The organism is Citrobacter sp. T1.2D-1 (genome assembly GCF_950098555.1).
Lineage (GTDB): Bacteria > Pseudomonadota > Gammaproteobacteria > Enterobacterales > Enterobacteriaceae > Citrobacter_A > Citrobacter_A telavivensis.
This window is the reverse complement of sequence record NZ_CATNHH010000034.1, coordinates 302,976-320,878: the sequence shown is the minus strand read 5'-3', so window position 1 is coordinate 320,878 and position 17,903 is coordinate 302,976. Positions and strand designations below refer to the sequence as shown.

The window sequence follows — 17,903 nt, the reverse complement described above, 5'->3', positions numbered from 1 at the left end:
ATCAATGATTTTCTGGTGCGTACCGGGTTGAGAAGCGGTGTAAGTGAACTGCAGTTGCCATGTTTTACGGCAGTGAGAGCAGAGATAGCGCTGATGTCCGGCAGTGCTTTTGCCGTTACGCACCACCCCGTCAGTAGCTGAACAGGAGGGACAGCTGATAGAAACAGAAGCCACTGGAGCACCTCAAAAACACCATCATACACTAAATCAGTAAGTTGGCAGCATCACCGTAATTTGAGTTATGTATTATCTCGCCCGGTCCTGATGATGGGTAGATTCTCAATCAGAAATAATGACCGGCAGACCGCCATTAGCTCATCTGGAAGAGCGAACGACTTTTGTTGTAGGGAACGGGGTTCGAGGCCTCGATGGCGGCCCAAATTTAAAGGCCCAGACGTTTGTCTGGGCCTTTTTGTTTTCTCCGCGTGCTTGCCGGGATCAAAGCCCTTCCGTCACAATTTTTGCGGCGGCGGCCAGAACATCTTTACGTCCTTTGGCATCCTGCTGTGGCTGTGTAAAGTAAGTCACGAGGATCAGCGGCGCACGATCTTCGGGCCAGATCACCGCGATATCATTCGTGGTGCCGTAATCGCCGCCCCCGGTTTTATCGCCAACCACCCAACTTTCAGGCAGTCCGGCACGAATACTCTGGCCGCCGGTTGTATTCCCTTTCAACCAGGCGACCAGTTGTGCCCGCTGCATACCGGCCAGTGCATCACCCAGCGTCAGCTTATGCAGGCTTTTTGCCATCGCCAGCGGCGAGGTGGTATCGCGTTCATCGCTAGGGATGGCGGTATTCAGTTCGGGTTCAGTCCTGTCCAGACGAAACGTGGTGTCGCCAATCGAACGGGCAAAGGCCGTGACGTTGCCGGTGCCACCCAGATGCTCAAGCAATTTATTCATTGCCGTATTATCGCTGTATTGCAGAGCGGCAGCACTTAGCTCCGCTAATGTCATCTCTTTATCGACGTATTTTTCCGTCACCGGGTTCCAGTTCGTGAGATCGGCTTTATTGATGGCCATTTTCTGCTGCAAGATATCGCGTTGCGTTTCACTCTGTTTTAATACGGCGGCGACGACAATCGTTTTACTGGTACTGCACATGGCAAAGCGCTCGTCACCGCGATAAAGAATTTGCGAACGATCGGCGGTATTAATGAGCGCAACGCCGAGTCGACCACCCGATTGTTTTTCTAAGGCTGCCAGCTTTTGCTGAACCTGTGGGGTAGCCGCTTGCTCACGGGCCGAAAGCGGCGAACTGCCGGCAAAGAAAGCGAGCATACCAGCGATAAGTAGCGTCTGATGGAATCGTTTTTTTAGCATAAATAACGTCCTTGAAAATCAGTAAATAGATTGATAAGCGCTTTCATTTTTTCCACTCAGACAGACAAAAGAAGAAAGAGAATTAAAGGCGCAAGATATCTCTGCGGTACCTGGACTATCCGCTATCAGCGCTTGCTTAACAAGCGAGAAGAATTTACCCTGGAATAAAGAAAATCTTATGAGTCCTTATTATGCGTTCTAATCTTCCTCTCAATGCGCTACGCGCCTTTGAAGCTTCAGCTCGCCATTTGAGTTTTACACGAGCGGCACTGGAACTCTGTGTCACGCAGGCTGCCGTCAGCCAGCAGGTGCGTATCCTGGAAGATCGCCTGAACAGGGTGCTTTTTAAACGTCTGCCCAGAGGGCTGGAGATGACGGATGAGGCGCAGGCGCTGTTTGCCGTCCTGACCGACGCCTTTAGCCAAATCGACACCATTTTCCGTAAGTTCGAGGGCGGGGAGTATCGTGAAGTGCTCACGGTCGCCGCGGTCGGGACATTTGCCGTTGGCTGGTTACTGCCGCGTATTGAGCAATTCCGGCAGGCGCATCCGTTCGTTGAGTTGCGCTTGCGCACAAATAACAACGTCGTGAATCTGGCGGCTGAGGGGCTGGATTTTGCCATCCGCTTTGGCAGCGGACAGTGGCCCGCTACCCATAACGACATGCTGTGCGAGGCTCCGCTGACCGTCCTGTGCACGCCAGAAACCGCGCAACGGCTTGGCCAGCCCGCCGATCTTCTGCAAGAGAATCTTCTGCGGTCATACCGGGCAGATGAGTGGGATAACTGGTTTGCTGCGGCAGGCGTGACGGCGGAACGGATCAATGGCGCCGTTTTTGACTCCTCTCGCCTGATGATTGAAACGGTCATCCATACCGGCGGCGCGGCACTGGTTCCGGCAATGATGTTCACCAGAGAACTGGCCGCCGGACAACTCGTTCGGCCTTTCGCAATTGAAATCAACATGGGCGGTTACTGGCTTACCCACCTGAAGTCGAAACCGGTGACGCCCGCGATGGAAATATTCCGCGACTGGATCGTGAAAATGACATAAACGGGAGCCAGCAGACTCCCGTTTACGGCTCAGCGTACCACCAGTACAGGACAGTGTGCATGGCGCACGACGGCTGCGGCGGTAGAACCCAACAGGTACGTTGAGATACCGGGCTGGTGTGAAGCGATGATCACCAGGTCAGCACTGACGGAATCCGCCAGTTTCAGGATCTGATCTTTCGGGGGGCCATATACCACATGCTTTTGAACACGGCCTTCAGGGATATCGAATTGTTTCACAATCTCATCGAGTTTCTGTGATGCCTTCGTCTGCAGTCCATTTTTATCCGGGAGTTCGCCAGAGTAAGCGAGCCCCAGGGATGCATAAAAGGGGACTGAGGGAATGACTGACAGAAAATGGACTTTTGCCGTTTTGGCGTGAATTTTAACCTGAGGAATAAGTTGCCGGGTGAGATCGGCTTCTGAGATATCAATGGGCACCAGAACAGAACGATACATAGTCATTACCTCCTGTTTTTTGTCTCCAGTCGCAGTATATCGAATCTGCTTTTTGCATAAAAAGTGACCAGATCAAGTTTCCGTCATTTACGCTCAGCGGTGTTGAATAAATTTAGTTGTTATAATATAACATTTCATCTTATTCACTTGATTGAGGGTACGACGTTGGCAATGCATTGGAAAAAAATATCAATCTCTCTGGGAATGCTGTGGATCAGCAGTTATGCCTTCGCCCACGGCGATCACGCGCATGGCGTGCCGCTGACAGAAATGGAACAGAAGGCGGCGCAAGGCGAATTTGCGGATAGCAATGTCAGGGACAGGGCGCTTACCGACTGGGACGGCATGTGGCAATCCGTTTATCCTTATCTGGTTAGCGGCGAGCTGGATCCGGTTTTTAAACAAAAGGCGGAAAAGGATAAGAGTAAAACGGCGGAAGAGGTGAAATCCTACTACCGTAAAGGCTATGCGACGAAGGTCGATACCATTGGCATCGAAAATGGCGTGATGGAGTTTCATACCGGCAAGCAGGTAGCCTCCTGTCAGTATGACTACGCCGGTTACAAAATCCTGACCTATACGTCAGGTAAAAAAGGGGTGCGCTATCTGTTTGAATGCAAAGATGCAAACAGTAAGGCGCCGAAGTTTGTGCAGTTCAGCGATCATATCATTGCGCCGCGCACGTCGAACCATTTCCACATTTTTATGGGCAATACCTCACAGCAGGCGCTACTGGAAGAGATGGATAACTGGCCGACCTATTACCCTTATCAACTCAAGGCCCAGGCCGTGGTGGATGAAATGCTGCACCACTAAATTCAGGTTCAGCCCGCTGCTTGTCGGCGGGTTTCCTGCCGCGTTAAGGTGTACCGGGCAGAAATGACATGATAACGGTTGAGACGATGACATCAACGATGCCGGATACCCTCCGGGACCAGTTGGAAAAGGCGAAGGCCGTCATTGCACGGATCCTGGAAGACAGCCTGCTGGCCATTCACCTGTACGGGTCTGCCGTTGAAGGTGGGCTAAAACCCTACAGCGATATTGATTTGCTGGTTACCACGCGCGTGCCGCTGACGACGGCGCAGCGAGAAGCGCTTATGCAGGAACTGCTGTTGGTATCAGCCGGGCCTGGCTCGTCGGCGCTCTGGCGGGCGCTTGAGGTAACGGTGGTGGTGCATGGCGATGTGGTTCCCTGGCGTTTTCCTCCCCGGCGGGAGATGCAGTTTGGCGAGTGGTTGCGCGAAGATATTCACGCGGGGAAGTATGAACCTGCGCAGCAGGATAGCGATCTGGCGATTTTAATAACCCAGGCGCGTAGTGCCAGTATTGCCTTATCCGGCGAGCGTGCGGACCTGCTTTTTAAGCCTGTGCCAGAAAACGACATACGAGAGACGTTCCGCCAGACGCTGATGCTCTGGCAGAACAGTTGTGATTTGCAAGGCGACGAACGCAATATCATTTTGACCCTGGCACGCATCTGGTACAGTGTGGCGACGGGCGGTTTTACCGCGAAAGACAGGGCGGCGGACTGGTTGCTGCCTTATCTCCCGGACGAACACGCTTCTCTACTTGCGACCGCGCGGCTTGACTATCTGGGGCAGGTAAGCGTTGACTGGGCAGAGGTTATGCCCGCCGTCTCGCGTTTTGTCTGCTATGCAAAAGCGAAAATAGCCGAACCGTTATTGAGCGCGGATAAGTGAATTCCGTATTTCACGCATCATCACTGTCGCAACAGATAACGCGCTGAAAATAAAAAAGGCAGATCGCTCTGCCTTTTTTTCCTGGAATCTTCTTAGTGACGCGTTTATTTCGACTCTTCAGTTTCCGGTAATGTGACGTTAAGTTCGAGAATGGAAATATCGCCGTCTTTTTGTTCTAGCTGAACGGTGACCATTTCCGGATCAATTTGTACATACTTACAAATGACTTCAAGAATATCTTTACGTAACTGCGGTAAATAATGCGGCTCGGCGTCGCTACGACGACGCTCGGCAACAATAATCTGCAATCGCTCTTTTGCGATGTTCGCTGTACTCTTTTTCCGCGAGAGAAAAAAATCCAGTAATGCCATAACTTATCCTCCGAACAGGCGTTTGAGGAAACCTTTCTTCTCTTCGTCAATGAAGCGGAAAGGACGTTCTTCTCCCAACAGACGGTCTACCGTATCGGCATACGCTTTACCTGCGTCTGCATTGATGTCCAGAATGACAGGTTCACCCTGGTTAGAGGCGCGCAGAACAGACTGATCTTCCGGGATAACCCCGACGAGTTTGATACGCAGGATCTCCAGCACATCTTCCATACTGAGCATATCGCCCCGGTTGACGCGGCCCGGGTTGTAGCGCGTCAACAGCAGATGTTCTTTAATCGGATCTTCACCGTTCTCGGCGCGGCGAGATTTAGACGCCAGAATACCCAGAATACGATCGGAGTCGCGCACCGAGGAGACTTCCGGGTTAGTGGTGATGATCGCTTCGTCGGCGAAATAGAGCGCCATCAGCGCGCCGGTTTCGATCCCCGCCGGGGAGTCGCAGACGATAAAATCGAAATCCATCGCTTTCAGATCGTCGAGGACTTTTGCAACGCCTTCACGCGTTAACGCGTCTTTATCGCGAGTCTGAGAGGCCGGAAGAATGAAGAGATTTTCAGTGCGCTTGTCCTTGATGAGCGCCTGATTGAGCGAAGCATCGCCCTGAATGACGTTGACGAAATCATAAACAACCCGACGCTCACACCCCATGATCAGATCGAGGTTACGCAGGCCGATATCAAAATCAATAACGACAGTTTTCTTTCCCTTCTGGGCCAAACCAGTAGCGATGGCCGCGCTGGAGGTGGTTTTGCCAACGCCCCCTTTACCCGAAGTAACTACAATAATGCGTGCCATAGAAATTCCTTGTTAAAAAGGGATCAATTCAACGGTTGAACTGTCAAAGCGTTATCTGCCAACTGCAGACGTGCCGCTTTGCCATAAAATTCTGCTGGGATTTTATCACTCAGCCAGTAAACACCTGCGATAGACACCAGTTCTGCCGTCAGATGGGTACAGAAAATTTGCGCTTCCCGGTCGCCGCTTGCCCCAGCCAGCGCACGACCTCTCATCATGCCATAGACATGGATATTGCCATCAGCGATCAGCTCTGCGCCAGCACTGACGTGGCTTGTAACAATCAGATCACATTGTGGTGCATAAATGCGTTGACCGGAACGAACCGGTACATCAATAAATCGCGTTTTTGTGACGGGAGTAACGTTTTGCACTACTGCGGCGGGAGCAACGGGTTCTGCCGGCGCGGAACGCGCCACTTTATCTTTACCTTCAGTAAGTAAAGGAAGGCCCATTTTGTCGATTTCGGCTTTCAGCCGGGCATCTTTGCAACCGCTGACGCCAACAATACGCAACCCCGTCGACGCCACGACCTTCTGCAACTGCGGCCAGTTCACCGGCGCGTCAAGGCTACTGACATTCACCACCACAGGAGCGTGTTTTAAAAAAGCGGGAGCCTGCGCGATTTTGTCTTCTAACGCCTGACGAATAACCTCGGGTTCTGCTTCATGTAAATGAACCACTGATAAGGTGAAGCTACTGCCTTTAAGTTCGATGGGCGTGTTTGACATCCTGGCCTTACTCAATTTGCTATTTATCATCCCCGATGTGGAGTGATATTCCGAAGTCCAGAAGGCATGTTATAGTCACTATTATATTGAGGCAAGTCGCCATCCGTTTAATTCAGAGTAAAATGTATGTTTTGTGTGATCTACAGAAGTGCTAAGCGTGACCAGACCTATTTGTATGTCGAAAAAAAAGACGATTTCTCACGCGTGCCTGAAGAACTGATGAAAGGATTTGGTCAGCCGCAGCTGGCAATGATATTGCCGCTCGACGGGAGCAAAAAGTTAGTCAACGCCTCGCTGGATAAAGTAAAACAAGCCTTAACGGAGCAGGGATATTATTTACAACTGCCTCCGCCGCCCGAAGATTTATTGAAGCAACATCGTTTCAACGCCTCACAAAACAATCCAGAAACCGATAAATAAACGGTACCCGGCGTCATGCCTGTCGGTGCCATTCCTGAAGTCAACGATGACAAATTAGGGGAAAATGAATGTATCAACATCATAACTGGCAGGGTGCGCTGCTTGACTACCCGGTAAGCAAAGTGGTGTGCGTGGGCAGCAACTACGCCAACCACATTAAAGAAATGGGTAGCGTCACGCCGGATGAGCCGGTGCTGTTTATCAAGCCAGAAACCGCCCTGTGCGATTTGCGCCAGCCGCTGGTCATTCCGACAGATATGGGCTCGGTGCACCATGAGGTCGAACTGGCGGTATTAATCGGCGCGACGCTGCGTCAGGCGACCGAAGAGCATGTCCGTAAGGCGATCGCTGGATATGGCGTGGCGCTCGATCTGACGTTACGTGATATTCAGGGCAAAATGAAGAAGGCTGGGCAGCCCTGGGAGAAGGCAAAAGGATTCGATAACTCGTGCCCGCTGTCCGGGTTCATTCCGGCCACGGAATTTAACGGCGATCCGCAGGCGACGCCGCTGGGCCTGACCGTCAACGGCGAGGTTCGCCAGCAGGGCACGACGGCGGATATGATCCACAAAATCGTTCCCTTAATCGCCTATATGAGCAAGTTCTTTACCCTTAAAGCCGGCGACGTTGTGCTGACAGGCACCCCGGAAGGCGTTGGACCGCTTGCCAGCGGCGATGAGCTGGTGGTCAATTTTAACGGTCATTCCCTGACGACCCGCGTCCTGTAACACCTGATTGCCGCCTTTTTGGGCGGCAAAACTTGCATCAGCGTGTCAGACTGGTTATAAGGTGCAGCTTTATAGTAATGGCGGATACCCTGATGAGCGATTTACCTTTCTGGCAACGTAAAACCCTGGATGAAATGACCGATGCCGAATGGGAGTCGTTATGTGATGGCTGTGGTCAGTGCTGCCTGCATAAACTGATGGACGAGGATACCGACGAGATCTATTTCACCAACGTCGCCTGTCGTCAGCTCAATATTAAAACCTGCCAGTGCCGCAACTATGAGCGCAGGTTCGAGTACGAGCCTGACTGCATCAAGTTAACGCGTGATAACCTGCCCACCTTTGAATGGTTGCCGATGACGTGCGCCTATCGTCTGCTGGCGGAAGGGAAAGGGCTGCCGGAGTGGCATCCGTTGTTGACGGGGTCGAAAGCGGCAATGCACGGCGAGCGAATTTCGGTACGCCACATTGCGGTAAGAGAGTCAGAAGTCCATGACTGGCAGGACCATATCTTAAACAAACCTTCATGGGCGGATTGATCCGCCCGGTCTGATTTCAGGCGTTACGCTTTTTTCGCCTGATACATCTCATCGCCCTGATGTTCGTCAGCGACCCAGAAGTTGATGTTGAACTGGGCGTCATCGCTGAGCTCCACACGATGCCAGTACTGTGGCGGGCTGGTGGCGAACTGTCCGGCGTTAATCACCACTTTGACTTCAGGCTCTTTTGCCTCTTCGTTGGCGAATCCGTAATAGGTTACCGTACCTTCCATCACACAAAGCTGACCGAAAACGCCAGCGGCAGTGTTGTGGTGGGAAAGCAGTGCCGCGGGGACATTATCTTTGGTGAAGAAAGGGGTGGAACGTTTGATTTTCCAGTTTGCCGGGATACGTAAATGGGACACGGGACATCTCCTTGCCAGGTTGCATAAGATGCATTTAATATACATCTTATGCAGCACCGTCAGCAATGACTTTAAGGCAAAAAAAACGCTCCTGGCAGGGAGCGTCTGAGATTAGCGACCAAACAGATCGCGTCTTTTCGGTTTAAGCGGCTGGACAAGCAGGACCAGAACCGCGATGACCAGATAGGCCGCAAAAATGCCCAGTAACCATTGTGGCATTTCCAGCGATAAAAATTCCCACTGGCGCTCAGCGCAATCTCCGGAGGCAACAAACACCTGTGGCACCCACTTATCCAGCGGCAACCAACTGGGGAAGCGGGCCATAAAATCACAGGTCATGAACGGAGAAGGGTGCAACTGGATCATCGTGTGTTCCCAGGCCAACTGCACGCCGCGCCAGGCACTGTAGATCCAGATAATCAGCGCCACGTAGCGCAACGGCGATTTAGGCGCAATAGCCCCAACCAGCCCGGCCCCCATGATGCCGAACAGCGCGCAGCGCTCATAGATGCACAGTACACACGGCTTAAGCAGCATAACATGCTGAAACCACAGCGCGACCAGTTCAAGCGCCAGGGCAGTAAAAGCCATTAATAACCAGGCGCCCCGACCCCGTGAGCACTGGTTTAAATATCGCAACATAATAATTTCCCTGCAACATGCGTAGACACGGCAGTGTAAACCAATTCGATCACAGCGCCACCAGGAGAAACTTAAATATTGTGTAATCGGATAAATATCATGCAAAAAGGCAAACCGGGCAGTGAAATGCCCGGTAAGTTGTTATTAAAGTGTAGCTAACCAGCCGGTTTGCGTCATCCACTCGGTCAGCGGCGTCAGGGTAAACTCAACGCACAGCAGACCGACCAGGGTCAGCACGATGGTATACGGCAACGCCATCCAGACCATTCGGCCATAGGAGAGGCGAATCAGCGGTGCCAGCGCGGAGGTGAGCAGGAACAGGAACGCCGCCTGACCGTTTGGCGTCGCCACGGACGGCAGGTTAGTCCCGGTGTTGATAGCCACCGCCAACAGTTCGTACTGTGGCAGCGAGATAGCGCCGCTTTCCATGGCCGCTTTGGCCTCGTTAATGTAGATAGTACCAACGAAGACATTATCTGAGATTGACGAGAGCAGACCGTTGAAGAGATAGAACAGTGTCAACTGCGCGTGCTCCGAGGCCTGCAATACAAACTGGATAATCGGCGAGAAGAGTTGCTGATCGATGATCACCGCCACAATCGAGAAAAAGACCGTCAGCAGCGCGGTGAAAGGCAGGGACTCGGTAAACGCCTTGCCAATCGCATGCTCATCGGTCACACCGGTCAGCGAGGTGGCGAAGATAATGACGGACAGACCGATCAGCCCCACTTCCGCCAGATGCAGCGCCAGGGCAATAACCAGCCAGACGCCGATAATGGCCTGAACGATCAGCTTTAATCGGTCCTGACGATTACGCTGCTGGCGGCTTTGATCGTCAAACTGTTGCAATACGTCACGTACTTTTTCCGGCAGCGTTTCGCCATAGCCAAACCAGCGCAGCTTCTCAACCAGTACGCAGGTGAGCAGACCGCAAATCAGTACCGGAACGGTGACCGGCGACATCCGCAGGAAAAAGTCGCCAAAATGCCAGCCAGCGGCTTTGGCGATGATCAGGTTCTGCGGTTCACCCACCATCGTCATCACACCGCCGAGCGCGGTTCCCACTCCGGCATGCATCATCAGGCTGCGAAGGAAGCCACGGAACTGTTCGAGTACCGATTTGTAGTGCTGATCGATATGGCTGTCATCAAGAATGTCATGATCGTCCGCGCGGGAAGAGGCCACGCGGTGATAAATGCCATAGAACCCGACGGCGACGCTTATCACCACCGCCACAACGGTCAGCGCATCAAGGAAGGCGGAAAGGAAGGCCGCCGCCACACAAAACGCAAGTGACAGCAGCGTTTTGGAGCGAATGCTCAGCAGCAGACGGGTAAAAATAAACAGCAGCAGCTGCTTCATAAAATAGATGCCTGCGACCATGAACATCAGCAGCAGCAAGACTTCCAAATTGTTTGCCACCTCTTCACGAACATGCGCGGCGCTGGTCATTCCAATCATAACGGCTTCAATGGCCAGCAAACCGCCTGGCAGCAACGGGTAACATTTCAGGGCCATCGCCAGTGTGAAGATGAATTCCGCCACCAGCAACCAGCCCGCAACAAATGGGCTGATAATGAAAATCAGTGGATTAACTATCAGGAAGGTCAGTAGTGCGAGCTTGTACCAGTCTGGCGACTGGCCTAAAAAGTTGCGCCAGAACGCGCGGCCCCATGAGAGTTCCATTATGGTTTCCCTTACCTTATTTATTGAAATGATGTTCTTATGGTTAGCCACAAAGAGTAACGGTCAGTCTGAAAGCAGGCAAGCCTTTAACCCCCGACAGCCCGTGTTATCAAGAAAATGAAGCCTTGATCCACTTTTTCTTCATTGTGTCTGCTATCGGGCGTGTACCCCGTCTGGTATGATGAGTGTAACTATGTTTTGCTGTGTAATGGAAATCTCACTATGGTCATTAAGGCGCAGAGCCCGGCGGGTTTCGCGGAAGAGTACATCATTGAAAGTATCTGGAATAACCGCTTCCCCCCTGGCACTATCTTGCCTGCAGAACGAGAACTCTCGGAACTCATCGGGGTGACTCGTACCACGTTACGTGAAGTGCTGCAGCGTCTGGCGCGAGACGGTTGGTTGACCATTCAGCATGGCAAACCGACGAAGGTGAATAATTTCTGGGAAACGTCCGGGTTGAATATTCTTGAAACGCTGGCGCGTCTCGATCACGAAAGCGTTCCGCAACTGATCGATAATCTGCTGTCGGTCCGGACCAACATCTCCACCATCTTCATTCGTACCGCGTTTCGTCAGCATCCTGACAAAGCGCAGGAAGTGCTGGCGACCGCGAAGGAAGTGGCCGATCACGCCGATGCGTTTGCCGATCTCGATTACAGCATTTTCCGCGGTCTGGCGTTTGCCTCCGGCAACCCGATTTATGGCCTGATTCTTAACGGGATGAAAGGGCTGTATACCCGCATTGGCCGTCACTACTTCGCCAATCCGGAAGCGCGCAGCCTGGCGCTCGGTTTCTATCATAAGCTGTCGCAACTGTGCTTACAGGGCGCGCACGATCAGGTATACGAAACGGTGCGTCGTTATGGTCATGATAGCGGTGAGATCTGGCACCGGATGCAGAAAAACCTGCCAGGCGATTTAGCCATTCAGGGCCGCTAAACGCGAACCCCCTCATGATGAGGGGGTTTTTGTTTTACAGGCTGTTCATTCTGGGTGGGCAGCGCTCGAGCAGTTCCACGCTTCCGTCCTCGTTTTGCTGTTCCAGCATCACATCAAACCCCCACAGCCGGTGCACATGCTTGAGTACCTCTTTGCGGCCTTTATCCAGCGGCGCGCGATTATGCGGGATATAGCGTAGGGTGAGAGAGCGATCGCCCCGCAGATCCACGTTCCAGACCTGAATATTCGGCTCCACGTTGCTCAAATTATATTGCGACGAGAGGCGGTTGCGGATTTCACGATAGCCTTCTTCATTGTGAATAGCAGAGATCTCCAGGTAGTTATGCCGGTCATCATCCAGCACCGTAAAGAGGCGGAAATCACGCATCACCTTCGGTGACAGGAACTGGCTGATAAAACTCTCATCTTTGAAATCACGCATGGCAAAATGCAGCGTTTCCAGCCAGTCGGAACCCGCGATATCCGGGAACCAGTACTTATCTTCTTCCGTCGGTGACTGACAGATACGCTTGATGTCCTGGAACATAGCGAACCCCAGTGCGTAAGGGTTAATACCGCTGTACCACGGACTGTTATAAGGCGGCTGGAATACTACGTTGGTGTGGCTGTGCAAAAATTCCAGCATAAAACGTTCGGTGACTTTCCCCTCGTCATACAGGTGGTTCAGAATGGTGTAATGCCAGAAGGTGGCCCAACCTTCGTTCATCACCTGGGTCTGTTTCTGCGGATAAAAATACTGGCTGACTTTGCGCACAATGCGCAGGATTTCGCGCTGCCATGACTCCAGCAGCGGGGCATTTTTTTCCATAAAGTAGAGCAGGTTTTCCTGCGGCTCTGAAGGATAGCGCCGCGCTTCGGCGACCGTCTTCTCTTCTTCTTTCTTCGGCAGGGTACGCCACAGCATGTTCACCTGGCTTTGCAGATACTCTTCGCGACTTTGCTGGCGGGCCTTCTCCTCCTGGAGGGAGATTTTCTGCGGGCGTTTATAGCGGTCAACGCCGTAGTTCATCAGCGCATGGCAGGAGTCGAGCAATCGCTCAACCTCGTCCACGCCGTACCGCTCTTCGCACTGGGTAATGTAATTACGCGCGAAGATCAGGTAATCGACAATGGAACTGGCGTCGGTCCAACTGCGAAACAGATAGTTATTTTTGAAGAAGGAGTTATGCCCATAGCAGGCGTGCGCCATCACCAGCGCCTGCATGGTAATGGTGTTCTCCTCCATCAGATAGGCAATACACGGGTTGGAGTTAATCACAATCTCATAGGCCAACCCTTGCTGACCGTGTTTATACAGCCGTTCAGTCTCGATGAATTTTTTGCCAAACGACCAGTGAGGATAGTTAATGGGCATCCCGACGCTGGAGTAGGCATCCATCATCTGCTCGGAGGTGATGACCTCAATCTGGTGCGGGTAGGTATCCAGTTTGTAGAGTTTCGCCACCCGGTCTATCTCTGCCAGATAGACATCCAGCAGATCAAACGTCCAGTCGGGTCCATCGCTCAACCGTGTGGTGTCCTTGTTCATGGAATCAATCGTAGCCATTCGCGCACCCTCATTGTTGGCGGCACTCTCTGTGTGGAGCACCTCATTTCAAGCATAGAACACCCTGTTAAAAACCGTGTCAGTGGAGAAATATTTTCTTTGCGATTTCCGCTGGTCGACCCGCCAGATTTCTCGGTCATAACAACATTTTATGCTGGATAAAAATAACCCGCAGCAGGAGATCCCAAAGCAACGAGTTCAATGTTCCTCCTGCTATATGTGAGATGTGTCACCATAAAAAAGCCATATGTTGAATAATATTTTCATCTGGGTTATCAAGATGTAATTAGATGATTGTTCTTTTACTGTTACTGTTAACGGAGTGGCTATGCGAGTTGTCATACTGGGAAGTGGCGTCGTTGGCGTGACCAGCGCCTGGTATCTGAGTCAGGCTGGACATGATGTCACCGTCATCGATCGCGAACCTGGCCCGGCGCTGGAAACCAGCGCGGCGAATGCGGGGCAGATCTCTCCGGGCTATGCAGCGCCCTGGGCTGCGCCGGGTGTACCGCTAAAGGCGATTAAATGGATGTTTCAGCGCCATGCGCCGCTGGCAGTTCGTCTGGACGGCACACAGTTCCAGTTGAAATGGATGTGGCAGATGCTGCGTAATTGCGATACCAGCCACTACATGGAAAACAAAGGGCGGATGGTGCGTCTGGCGGAATACAGCCGAGACTGCCTGAAAGCGCTGCGTGCATCGACCGGTATCCAGTATGAAGGGCGTCAGGGCGGCACGCTGCAACTGTTCCGCACCGCACAGCAGTATGAGAACGCCACGCGCGACATTGCCGTGCTGGAAGACGCTGGCGTGCCGTATCAGTTGCTGGAAGCCAGTCGACTGGCGGAAGTCGAGCCGGCGCTGGCTGAAGTGGCGCACAAACTGACCGGCGGCTTGCGTTTGCCGAATGACGAAACCGGCGACTGCCAACTCTTTACCCAGCGTCTGGCGCAGATGGCCGAACAGGCGGGGGTTAAATTCCGTTTCAATACGCCAGTGGATAAACTGCTTTGCGAAGGCGAGCAGATTTACGGCGTGAAATGTGGTGATGAGATCGTTAAAGCCGATGCCTACGTCATGGCGATGGGCTCTTACTCCACGGCGATGCTGAAAGGGATTGTCGATATCCCGGTCTATCCGCTGAAAGGCTATTCGCTGACGATTCCGGTGGCGGAAGAGGACGGCGCACCGGTTTCGACTATTCTTGATGAAACCTACAAAATCGCCATTACCCGTTTTGACCAGCGTATCCGCGTTGGCGGTATGGCGGAAATTGTCGGCTTCAACACCGAACTACTCCAGCCGCGTCGGGAAACGCTTGAGATGGTGGTCCGCGATCTCTACCCGCGCGGAGGGCATGTTGAACAGGCGACATTCTGGACCGGACTGCGCCCGATGACGCCGGACGGTACGCCGGTGGTGGGGCGTACCCGCTTCAAAAATCTGTTGCTGAATACCGGACACGGTACGCTGGGATGGACGATGGCCTGTGGTTCAGGGCAGTTGCTGAGCGATATTCTGTCGGGTCGCACGCCCGCTATTCCGTATGACGATCTGAGCGTGGCGCGCTACCACGCTGGTTTTACGCCTTCACGTCCCCAACATCTGCACGGCGCACATAACTAAGAAGGACGAGAGATGACCCGCCCTATATTGGCCAGCCTTGACCTGCAGGCGATGAAACAAAACCTGAGCATAGTGCGTCAGGCCGCACCGGACGCCCGCGTCTGGTCGGTGGTGAAAGCGAATGCCTATGGTCACGGCATTGAACGTATCTGGAATGCGCTGGGCAACACCGATGGTTTTGCTCTCCTGAATCTGGAGGAGGCGGTAACCCTGCGTGAGCGCGGCTGGAAAGGGCCAATCCTCATGCTGGAAGGTTTTTTCCATGCGGAAGATCTGGCGCTGTACGACACCTGGCGTTTGACCACCTGCGTTCACAGCAACTGGCAGCTTAAAGCGATTCAGAATGCAAAGCTGAAGGCACCGCTGGATGTCTACGTGAAGGTTAACAGCGGCATGAACCGTCTGGGCTTCCTGCCGGAACGACTGCAAACCGTCTGGCAGCAACTGCGCGCGATGCCGAACGTCGGCGAAATGACGTTAATGTCGCACTTCGCCGACGCTGAGCACCCTGACGGCATCCGTAATGCGATGGAACGTATCGCGCTGGCAACGGAAGGGCTGGAATGCCGTCGCTCACTGTCAAACTCAGCGGCCACGCTGTGGCATCCCGATGCGCATTTTGACTGGGTGCGACCGGGTATCATTCTTTACGGTGCGTCGCCGTCAGGCCTGTGGCGCGATATCGCCAATACCGGGCTGAAGCCGGTGATGACGCTCAGCAGCGAAATCATCGGTGTACAAACGCTGAAAGCGGGGGATCGCGTCGGCTATGGCGGGCGCTATACCGCCAGAGGCGAACAGCGCATTGGCATCGTGGCGGCGGGCTATGCGGACGGTTATCCACGTCATGCGCCGAGCGGAACGCCGGTGCTGGTGGACGGTGTGCGGACCACTACCGTGGGCACGGTGTCGATGGATATGCTGGCGGTGGATTTAACGCCATGCCCGCAGGCGGGTATCGGGACACCGGTAGAACTGTGGGGTAAAGAGATCAAAATTGACGACGTGGCGAAATCTGCCGGAACCGTAGGCTATGAGTTGATGTGTTCGCTGGCGCTGCGTGTTCCGGTCGTGACGGTGTAACTTTTATGTTGCCGGACGGTGGTGCGATGCGCCTTATACGGCCTACAGCGGAGTCATCAGTAGGCCGGATAAGCGCAGCGCCATCCGGCATGATAACTACTCTTCGTCTTCATCCCCGGCGACGCGAACCCCGACTTTACGGACCTGATTGTCTTCTTTTTCTGCGACCGTCCAGATCATCCCGGCGAAGATGACCTGGTCCCCGACAACCGGGGCCGCGCCCAGCAGTTGCTGAACAATTTCGCCCAGCGTTTGCTGCTTATCGCGGTACTCCGTTCCGTCATCCAGACCATAAATCAGCGCCACATCGGCATACTTGGCGCTGGCTTCCAGAATAAAGTCGCCGAAGAAGCGCTGATCCAGCGCCACCGGCGGTGACTGACTGAACAGTTTGCCCAGCGCCGGGAGGTCGCGTTCACGACCGATGACGCACAGCACGTCACCTTCACGCAAACGGGTACTGCCGGTGGGATGAAACAGCACGTTGTCACGAAACAGCGCCGCAATGCGCGTTTCCTGAGGCATATGCAGATCGCGCAGTGCCGCGCCGACACACCATTTATCGGCGCTAAGCTGATAGACAAACTGCTCCCACGGATTGTCCGGATGAATATCCAGCCCCACACGTGAGACCGGCCAGCCGACCGGTGGCACCACCACTTTCGCTTTTTTCGCCGCCCAGGAGAGGGAGGTGCCCTGAAAAACCAGTGACACCAGCACCACGAAGAAGGCGACATTGAAGAACAGACGGGCATTTTCCAGGCCCGCCATCATCGGAAAGACGGCAAGGATGATGGGCACCGCGCCGCGCAGACCCACCCAGCTAATAAACACGCGTTCACGCAGATTAAAACCGCGAAACGGCAGCAGTCCGACAAAGACGGAGAGCGGACGGGCGACGAAAATCATCCCGGCGGACAGGATCAGTGCCGGAATGGCAATCGGCAGCAGGTCGGAAGGATTCACCAGCAGTCCGAGCACAAGGAACATGCCGATCTGCGCCAGCCAGGCCAGCCCGTCGAAGTTTTGCAGAATGCCAAAACGGTTGCGAATCGGGCGATTGCCCAGCAAAAAGCCGCACAGATAGACCGCCAGAATCCCGCTGCCTTCCAGGGCGGTGGTCAACGCGAACACCAGAATCCCGCCGCTCAGGGCCAACAGGGGATAGAGCCCGGCGGGCAGGGAGATACGATTAATCATCTGCTGTAGCAGATATCCGCCGCCCAGCCCAAGCAAGATGCCCAGACCAAACTGCTGAATAATGTGGACTGCGAACATCCAGCTTAAGCCGGTTTCGTGCTGCTGAATCATCTCGATCAGCGTAATGGTCAGGAACACCGCCATCGGGTCATTACTGCCGGATTCAATTTCCAGCGTCGCGCCGACACGCTCGTTCAGCCCTTTGCCGCCAAGCAGGGAAAAGACCGCCGCCGCATCCGTTGAGCCAACAATGGCACCAATCAGCAGCCCCTGGATCAGGTCGAGATTAAACAGCCAGGCGGCGATCATGCCGGTTAAACCGGAGGTGATCAGGACGCCAACGGTCGCCAGAGAGAGCGCCGGACCCAGCGCGACGCGAAACGAGCTGGCCTGCGTACGCATCCCGCCATCAAGCAGGATAATCGCCAACGCAAGGTTACTGACCATATAGGCAAAGGGGTAGTTATCGAACGGGATGCCGCCGACGCCATCGACGCCAGCCAGCATGCCAATCGCCAGGAAGATAACCAGAATCGGAATGCCAAGGCGTGATGAAAATGAACTGAGTAAGATACTGCTGGTAACGAGGACGGACCCCAAAATGAAAAGACTGATTATTGCCGCGGCGTCCAACGTTCGGTTACTCCTCA

20 protein-coding genes and 1 tRNA gene are annotated in these 17,903 nt (G+C 53.7%); 10 read left to right on the top strand and 11 right to left on the bottom strand.

Annotation, left to right across the window (positions count from 1 at the left end; translation table 11 throughout):
• The coding region (locus QQZ17_RS19680) for an IS1 family transposase (RefSeq protein ID WP_001348133.1) at positions 1–174 on the bottom strand (174 nt) is incomplete at its 3' end.
• A gap of 130 nt (positions 175–304) precedes the next feature.
• On the opposite strand from QQZ17_RS19680, the gene QQZ17_RS19675 reads away from it, so the two are divergent.
• Positions 305–379: transfer RNA gene (locus QQZ17_RS19675), tRNA-OTHER, on the top strand.
• Between the two features lie 59 nt (positions 380–438).
• Here the strand turns inward: QQZ17_RS19675 and QQZ17_RS19670 are convergent.
• On the bottom strand, positions 439–1,323 hold the full coding sequence (locus QQZ17_RS19670) for a class A beta-lactamase TEL-1 (protein ID WP_152404226.1): 885 nt from the start codon (positions 1,321–1,323) through the stop codon (positions 439–441).
• A gap of 191 nt (positions 1,324–1,514) precedes the next feature.
• Between QQZ17_RS19670 and sedR the strand changes: the two genes are divergently transcribed.
• The gene (gene sedR / locus QQZ17_RS19665) at positions 1,515–2,375 is read left to right on the top strand and encodes a beta-lactamase transcriptional regulator SedR (RefSeq protein ID WP_152404228.1); all 861 of its coding nucleotides are present in this window, start codon (positions 1,515–1,517) and stop codon (positions 2,373–2,375) included.
• A 29-nt stretch (positions 2,376–2,404) separates the two neighbouring features.
• Here sedR and uspF read toward each other — a convergent pair whose 3' ends face one another.
• Complete coding sequence (gene uspF, locus QQZ17_RS19660) at positions 2,405–2,833, bottom strand: universal stress protein UspF (RefSeq protein WP_152406310.1); 429 nt, start codon at positions 2,831–2,833, stop codon at positions 2,405–2,407.
• A 171-nt stretch (positions 2,834–3,004) separates the two neighbouring features.
• Here uspF and zinT point away from each other — a divergent pair, with 171 nt between their 5' ends.
• Together zinT and QQZ17_RS19650 are read left to right on the top strand one after the other, a co-directional pair.
• On the top strand, positions 3,005–3,649 hold the full coding sequence (gene zinT / locus QQZ17_RS19655) for a metal-binding protein ZinT (RefSeq protein ID WP_178823036.1): 645 nt from the start codon (positions 3,005–3,007) through the stop codon (positions 3,647–3,649).
• An 86-nt stretch (positions 3,650–3,735) separates the two neighbouring features.
• Positions 3,736–4,536, top strand: coding sequence for an aminoglycoside adenylyltransferase family protein (locus QQZ17_RS19650; RefSeq protein WP_152406311.1), 801 nt, complete (start codon positions 3,736–3,738; stop codon positions 4,534–4,536).
• A gap of 104 nt (positions 4,537–4,640) precedes the next feature.
• Here the strand turns inward: QQZ17_RS19650 and minE are convergent, their stop codons facing one another.
• The 3 genes from minE to minC are packed head-to-tail and all read right to left on the bottom strand — an operon-like array spanning position 4,641 to position 6,454.
• On the bottom strand, positions 4,641–4,907 hold the full coding sequence (minE, locus tag QQZ17_RS19645) for a cell division topological specificity factor MinE (RefSeq protein WP_046481107.1): 267 nt from the start codon (positions 4,905–4,907) through the stop codon (positions 4,641–4,643).
• A 3-nt stretch (positions 4,908–4,910) separates the two neighbouring features.
• Positions 4,911–5,723 (bottom strand): septum site-determining protein MinD, encoded by an 813-nt coding sequence (minD, locus tag QQZ17_RS19640; protein WP_042318537.1) that lies wholly within the window; start codon positions 5,721–5,723, stop codon positions 4,911–4,913.
• A 23-nt stretch (positions 5,724–5,746) separates the two neighbouring features.
• Complete coding sequence (gene minC, locus QQZ17_RS19635) at positions 5,747–6,454, bottom strand: septum site-determining protein MinC (RefSeq protein ID WP_152404233.1); 708 nt, start codon at positions 6,452–6,454, stop codon at positions 5,747–5,749.
• Between the two features lie 126 nt (positions 6,455–6,580).
• Between minC and QQZ17_RS19630 the strand changes: the two genes are divergently transcribed.
• The 3 genes from QQZ17_RS19630 (at position 6,581) to QQZ17_RS19620 (ending at position 8,141) form a co-directional block, all read left to right on the top strand.
• Positions 6,581–6,874: a YcgL domain-containing protein gene (locus tag QQZ17_RS19630; RefSeq protein ID WP_043000439.1), complete on the top strand. Its 294-nt coding sequence runs from the start codon at positions 6,581–6,583 to the stop codon at positions 6,872–6,874.
• Between the two features lie 68 nt (positions 6,875–6,942).
• Positions 6,943–7,602, top strand: a complete 660-nt coding sequence (locus tag QQZ17_RS19625; RefSeq protein WP_152404235.1) for a fumarylacetoacetate hydrolase family protein — start codon at positions 6,943–6,945, stop codon at positions 7,600–7,602.
• A gap of 92 nt (positions 7,603–7,694) precedes the next feature.
• Entirely contained in the window at positions 7,695–8,141 is a 447-nt protein-coding gene (locus tag QQZ17_RS19620) for a YcgN family cysteine cluster protein (protein WP_042318693.1), read from the top strand.
• A 23-nt stretch (positions 8,142–8,164) separates the two neighbouring features.
• Here the strand turns inward: QQZ17_RS19620 and QQZ17_RS19615 are convergent, their stop codons facing one another.
• The 3 genes from QQZ17_RS19615 to nhaB all read right to left on the bottom strand — a co-directional run bounded on the left by QQZ17_RS19615 (position 8,165) and on the right by nhaB (position 10,834).
• A complete protein-coding gene (locus QQZ17_RS19615) occupies positions 8,165–8,506 on the bottom strand; it encodes a DUF1971 domain-containing protein (protein WP_061077761.1) in 342 nt (113 codons plus the stop codon).
• Between the two features lie 111 nt (positions 8,507–8,617).
• Entirely contained in the window at positions 8,618–9,148 is a 531-nt protein-coding gene (gene dsbB / locus QQZ17_RS19610; protein ID WP_152404237.1) for a disulfide bond formation protein DsbB, read from the bottom strand.
• A 144-nt stretch (positions 9,149–9,292) separates the two neighbouring features.
• A complete protein-coding gene (gene nhaB / locus QQZ17_RS19605; RefSeq protein ID WP_152404239.1) occupies positions 9,293–10,834 on the bottom strand; it encodes a Na(+)/H(+) antiporter NhaB in 1,542 nt (513 codons plus the stop codon).
• 222 nt (positions 10,835–11,056) lie between these two features.
• Here nhaB and fadR point away from each other — a divergent pair, with 222 nt between their 5' ends.
• Positions 11,057–11,776 carry a fatty acid metabolism transcriptional regulator FadR gene (gene fadR, locus QQZ17_RS19600; protein WP_152404241.1) on the top strand — a complete coding sequence of 240 codons (720 nt, stop codon included), beginning with the start codon at positions 11,057–11,059 and terminating at the stop codon, positions 11,774–11,776.
• A gap of 34 nt (positions 11,777–11,810) precedes the next feature.
• On the opposite strand, the gene QQZ17_RS19595 is transcribed toward fadR, so the two are convergent.
• Positions 11,811–13,343 (bottom strand): SpoVR family protein, encoded by a 1,533-nt coding sequence (locus tag QQZ17_RS19595; protein WP_152404242.1) that lies wholly within the window; start codon positions 13,341–13,343, stop codon positions 11,811–11,813.
• A 328-nt stretch (positions 13,344–13,671) separates the two neighbouring features.
• Here QQZ17_RS19595 and QQZ17_RS19590 point away from each other — a divergent pair, with 328 nt between their 5' ends.
• Entirely contained in the window at positions 13,672–14,970 is a 1,299-nt protein-coding gene (locus QQZ17_RS19590; protein WP_044257663.1) for a D-amino acid dehydrogenase, read from the top strand.
• Positions 14,971–14,982: 12 nt separating this feature from the next.
• The gene (dadX, locus tag QQZ17_RS19585) at positions 14,983–16,053 is read left to right on the top strand and encodes a catabolic alanine racemase DadX (RefSeq protein ID WP_152404244.1); all 1,071 of its coding nucleotides are present in this window, start codon (positions 14,983–14,985) and stop codon (positions 16,051–16,053) included.
• Positions 16,054–16,149: 96 nt separating this feature from the next.
• On the opposite strand, the gene QQZ17_RS19580 is transcribed toward dadX, so the two are convergent.
• On the bottom strand, positions 16,150–17,886 hold the full coding sequence (locus tag QQZ17_RS19580; RefSeq protein ID WP_152404246.1) for a potassium/proton antiporter: 1,737 nt from the start codon (positions 17,884–17,886) through the stop codon (positions 16,150–16,152).
• Between the last annotated feature and the right edge of the window lie 17 nt (positions 17,887–17,903).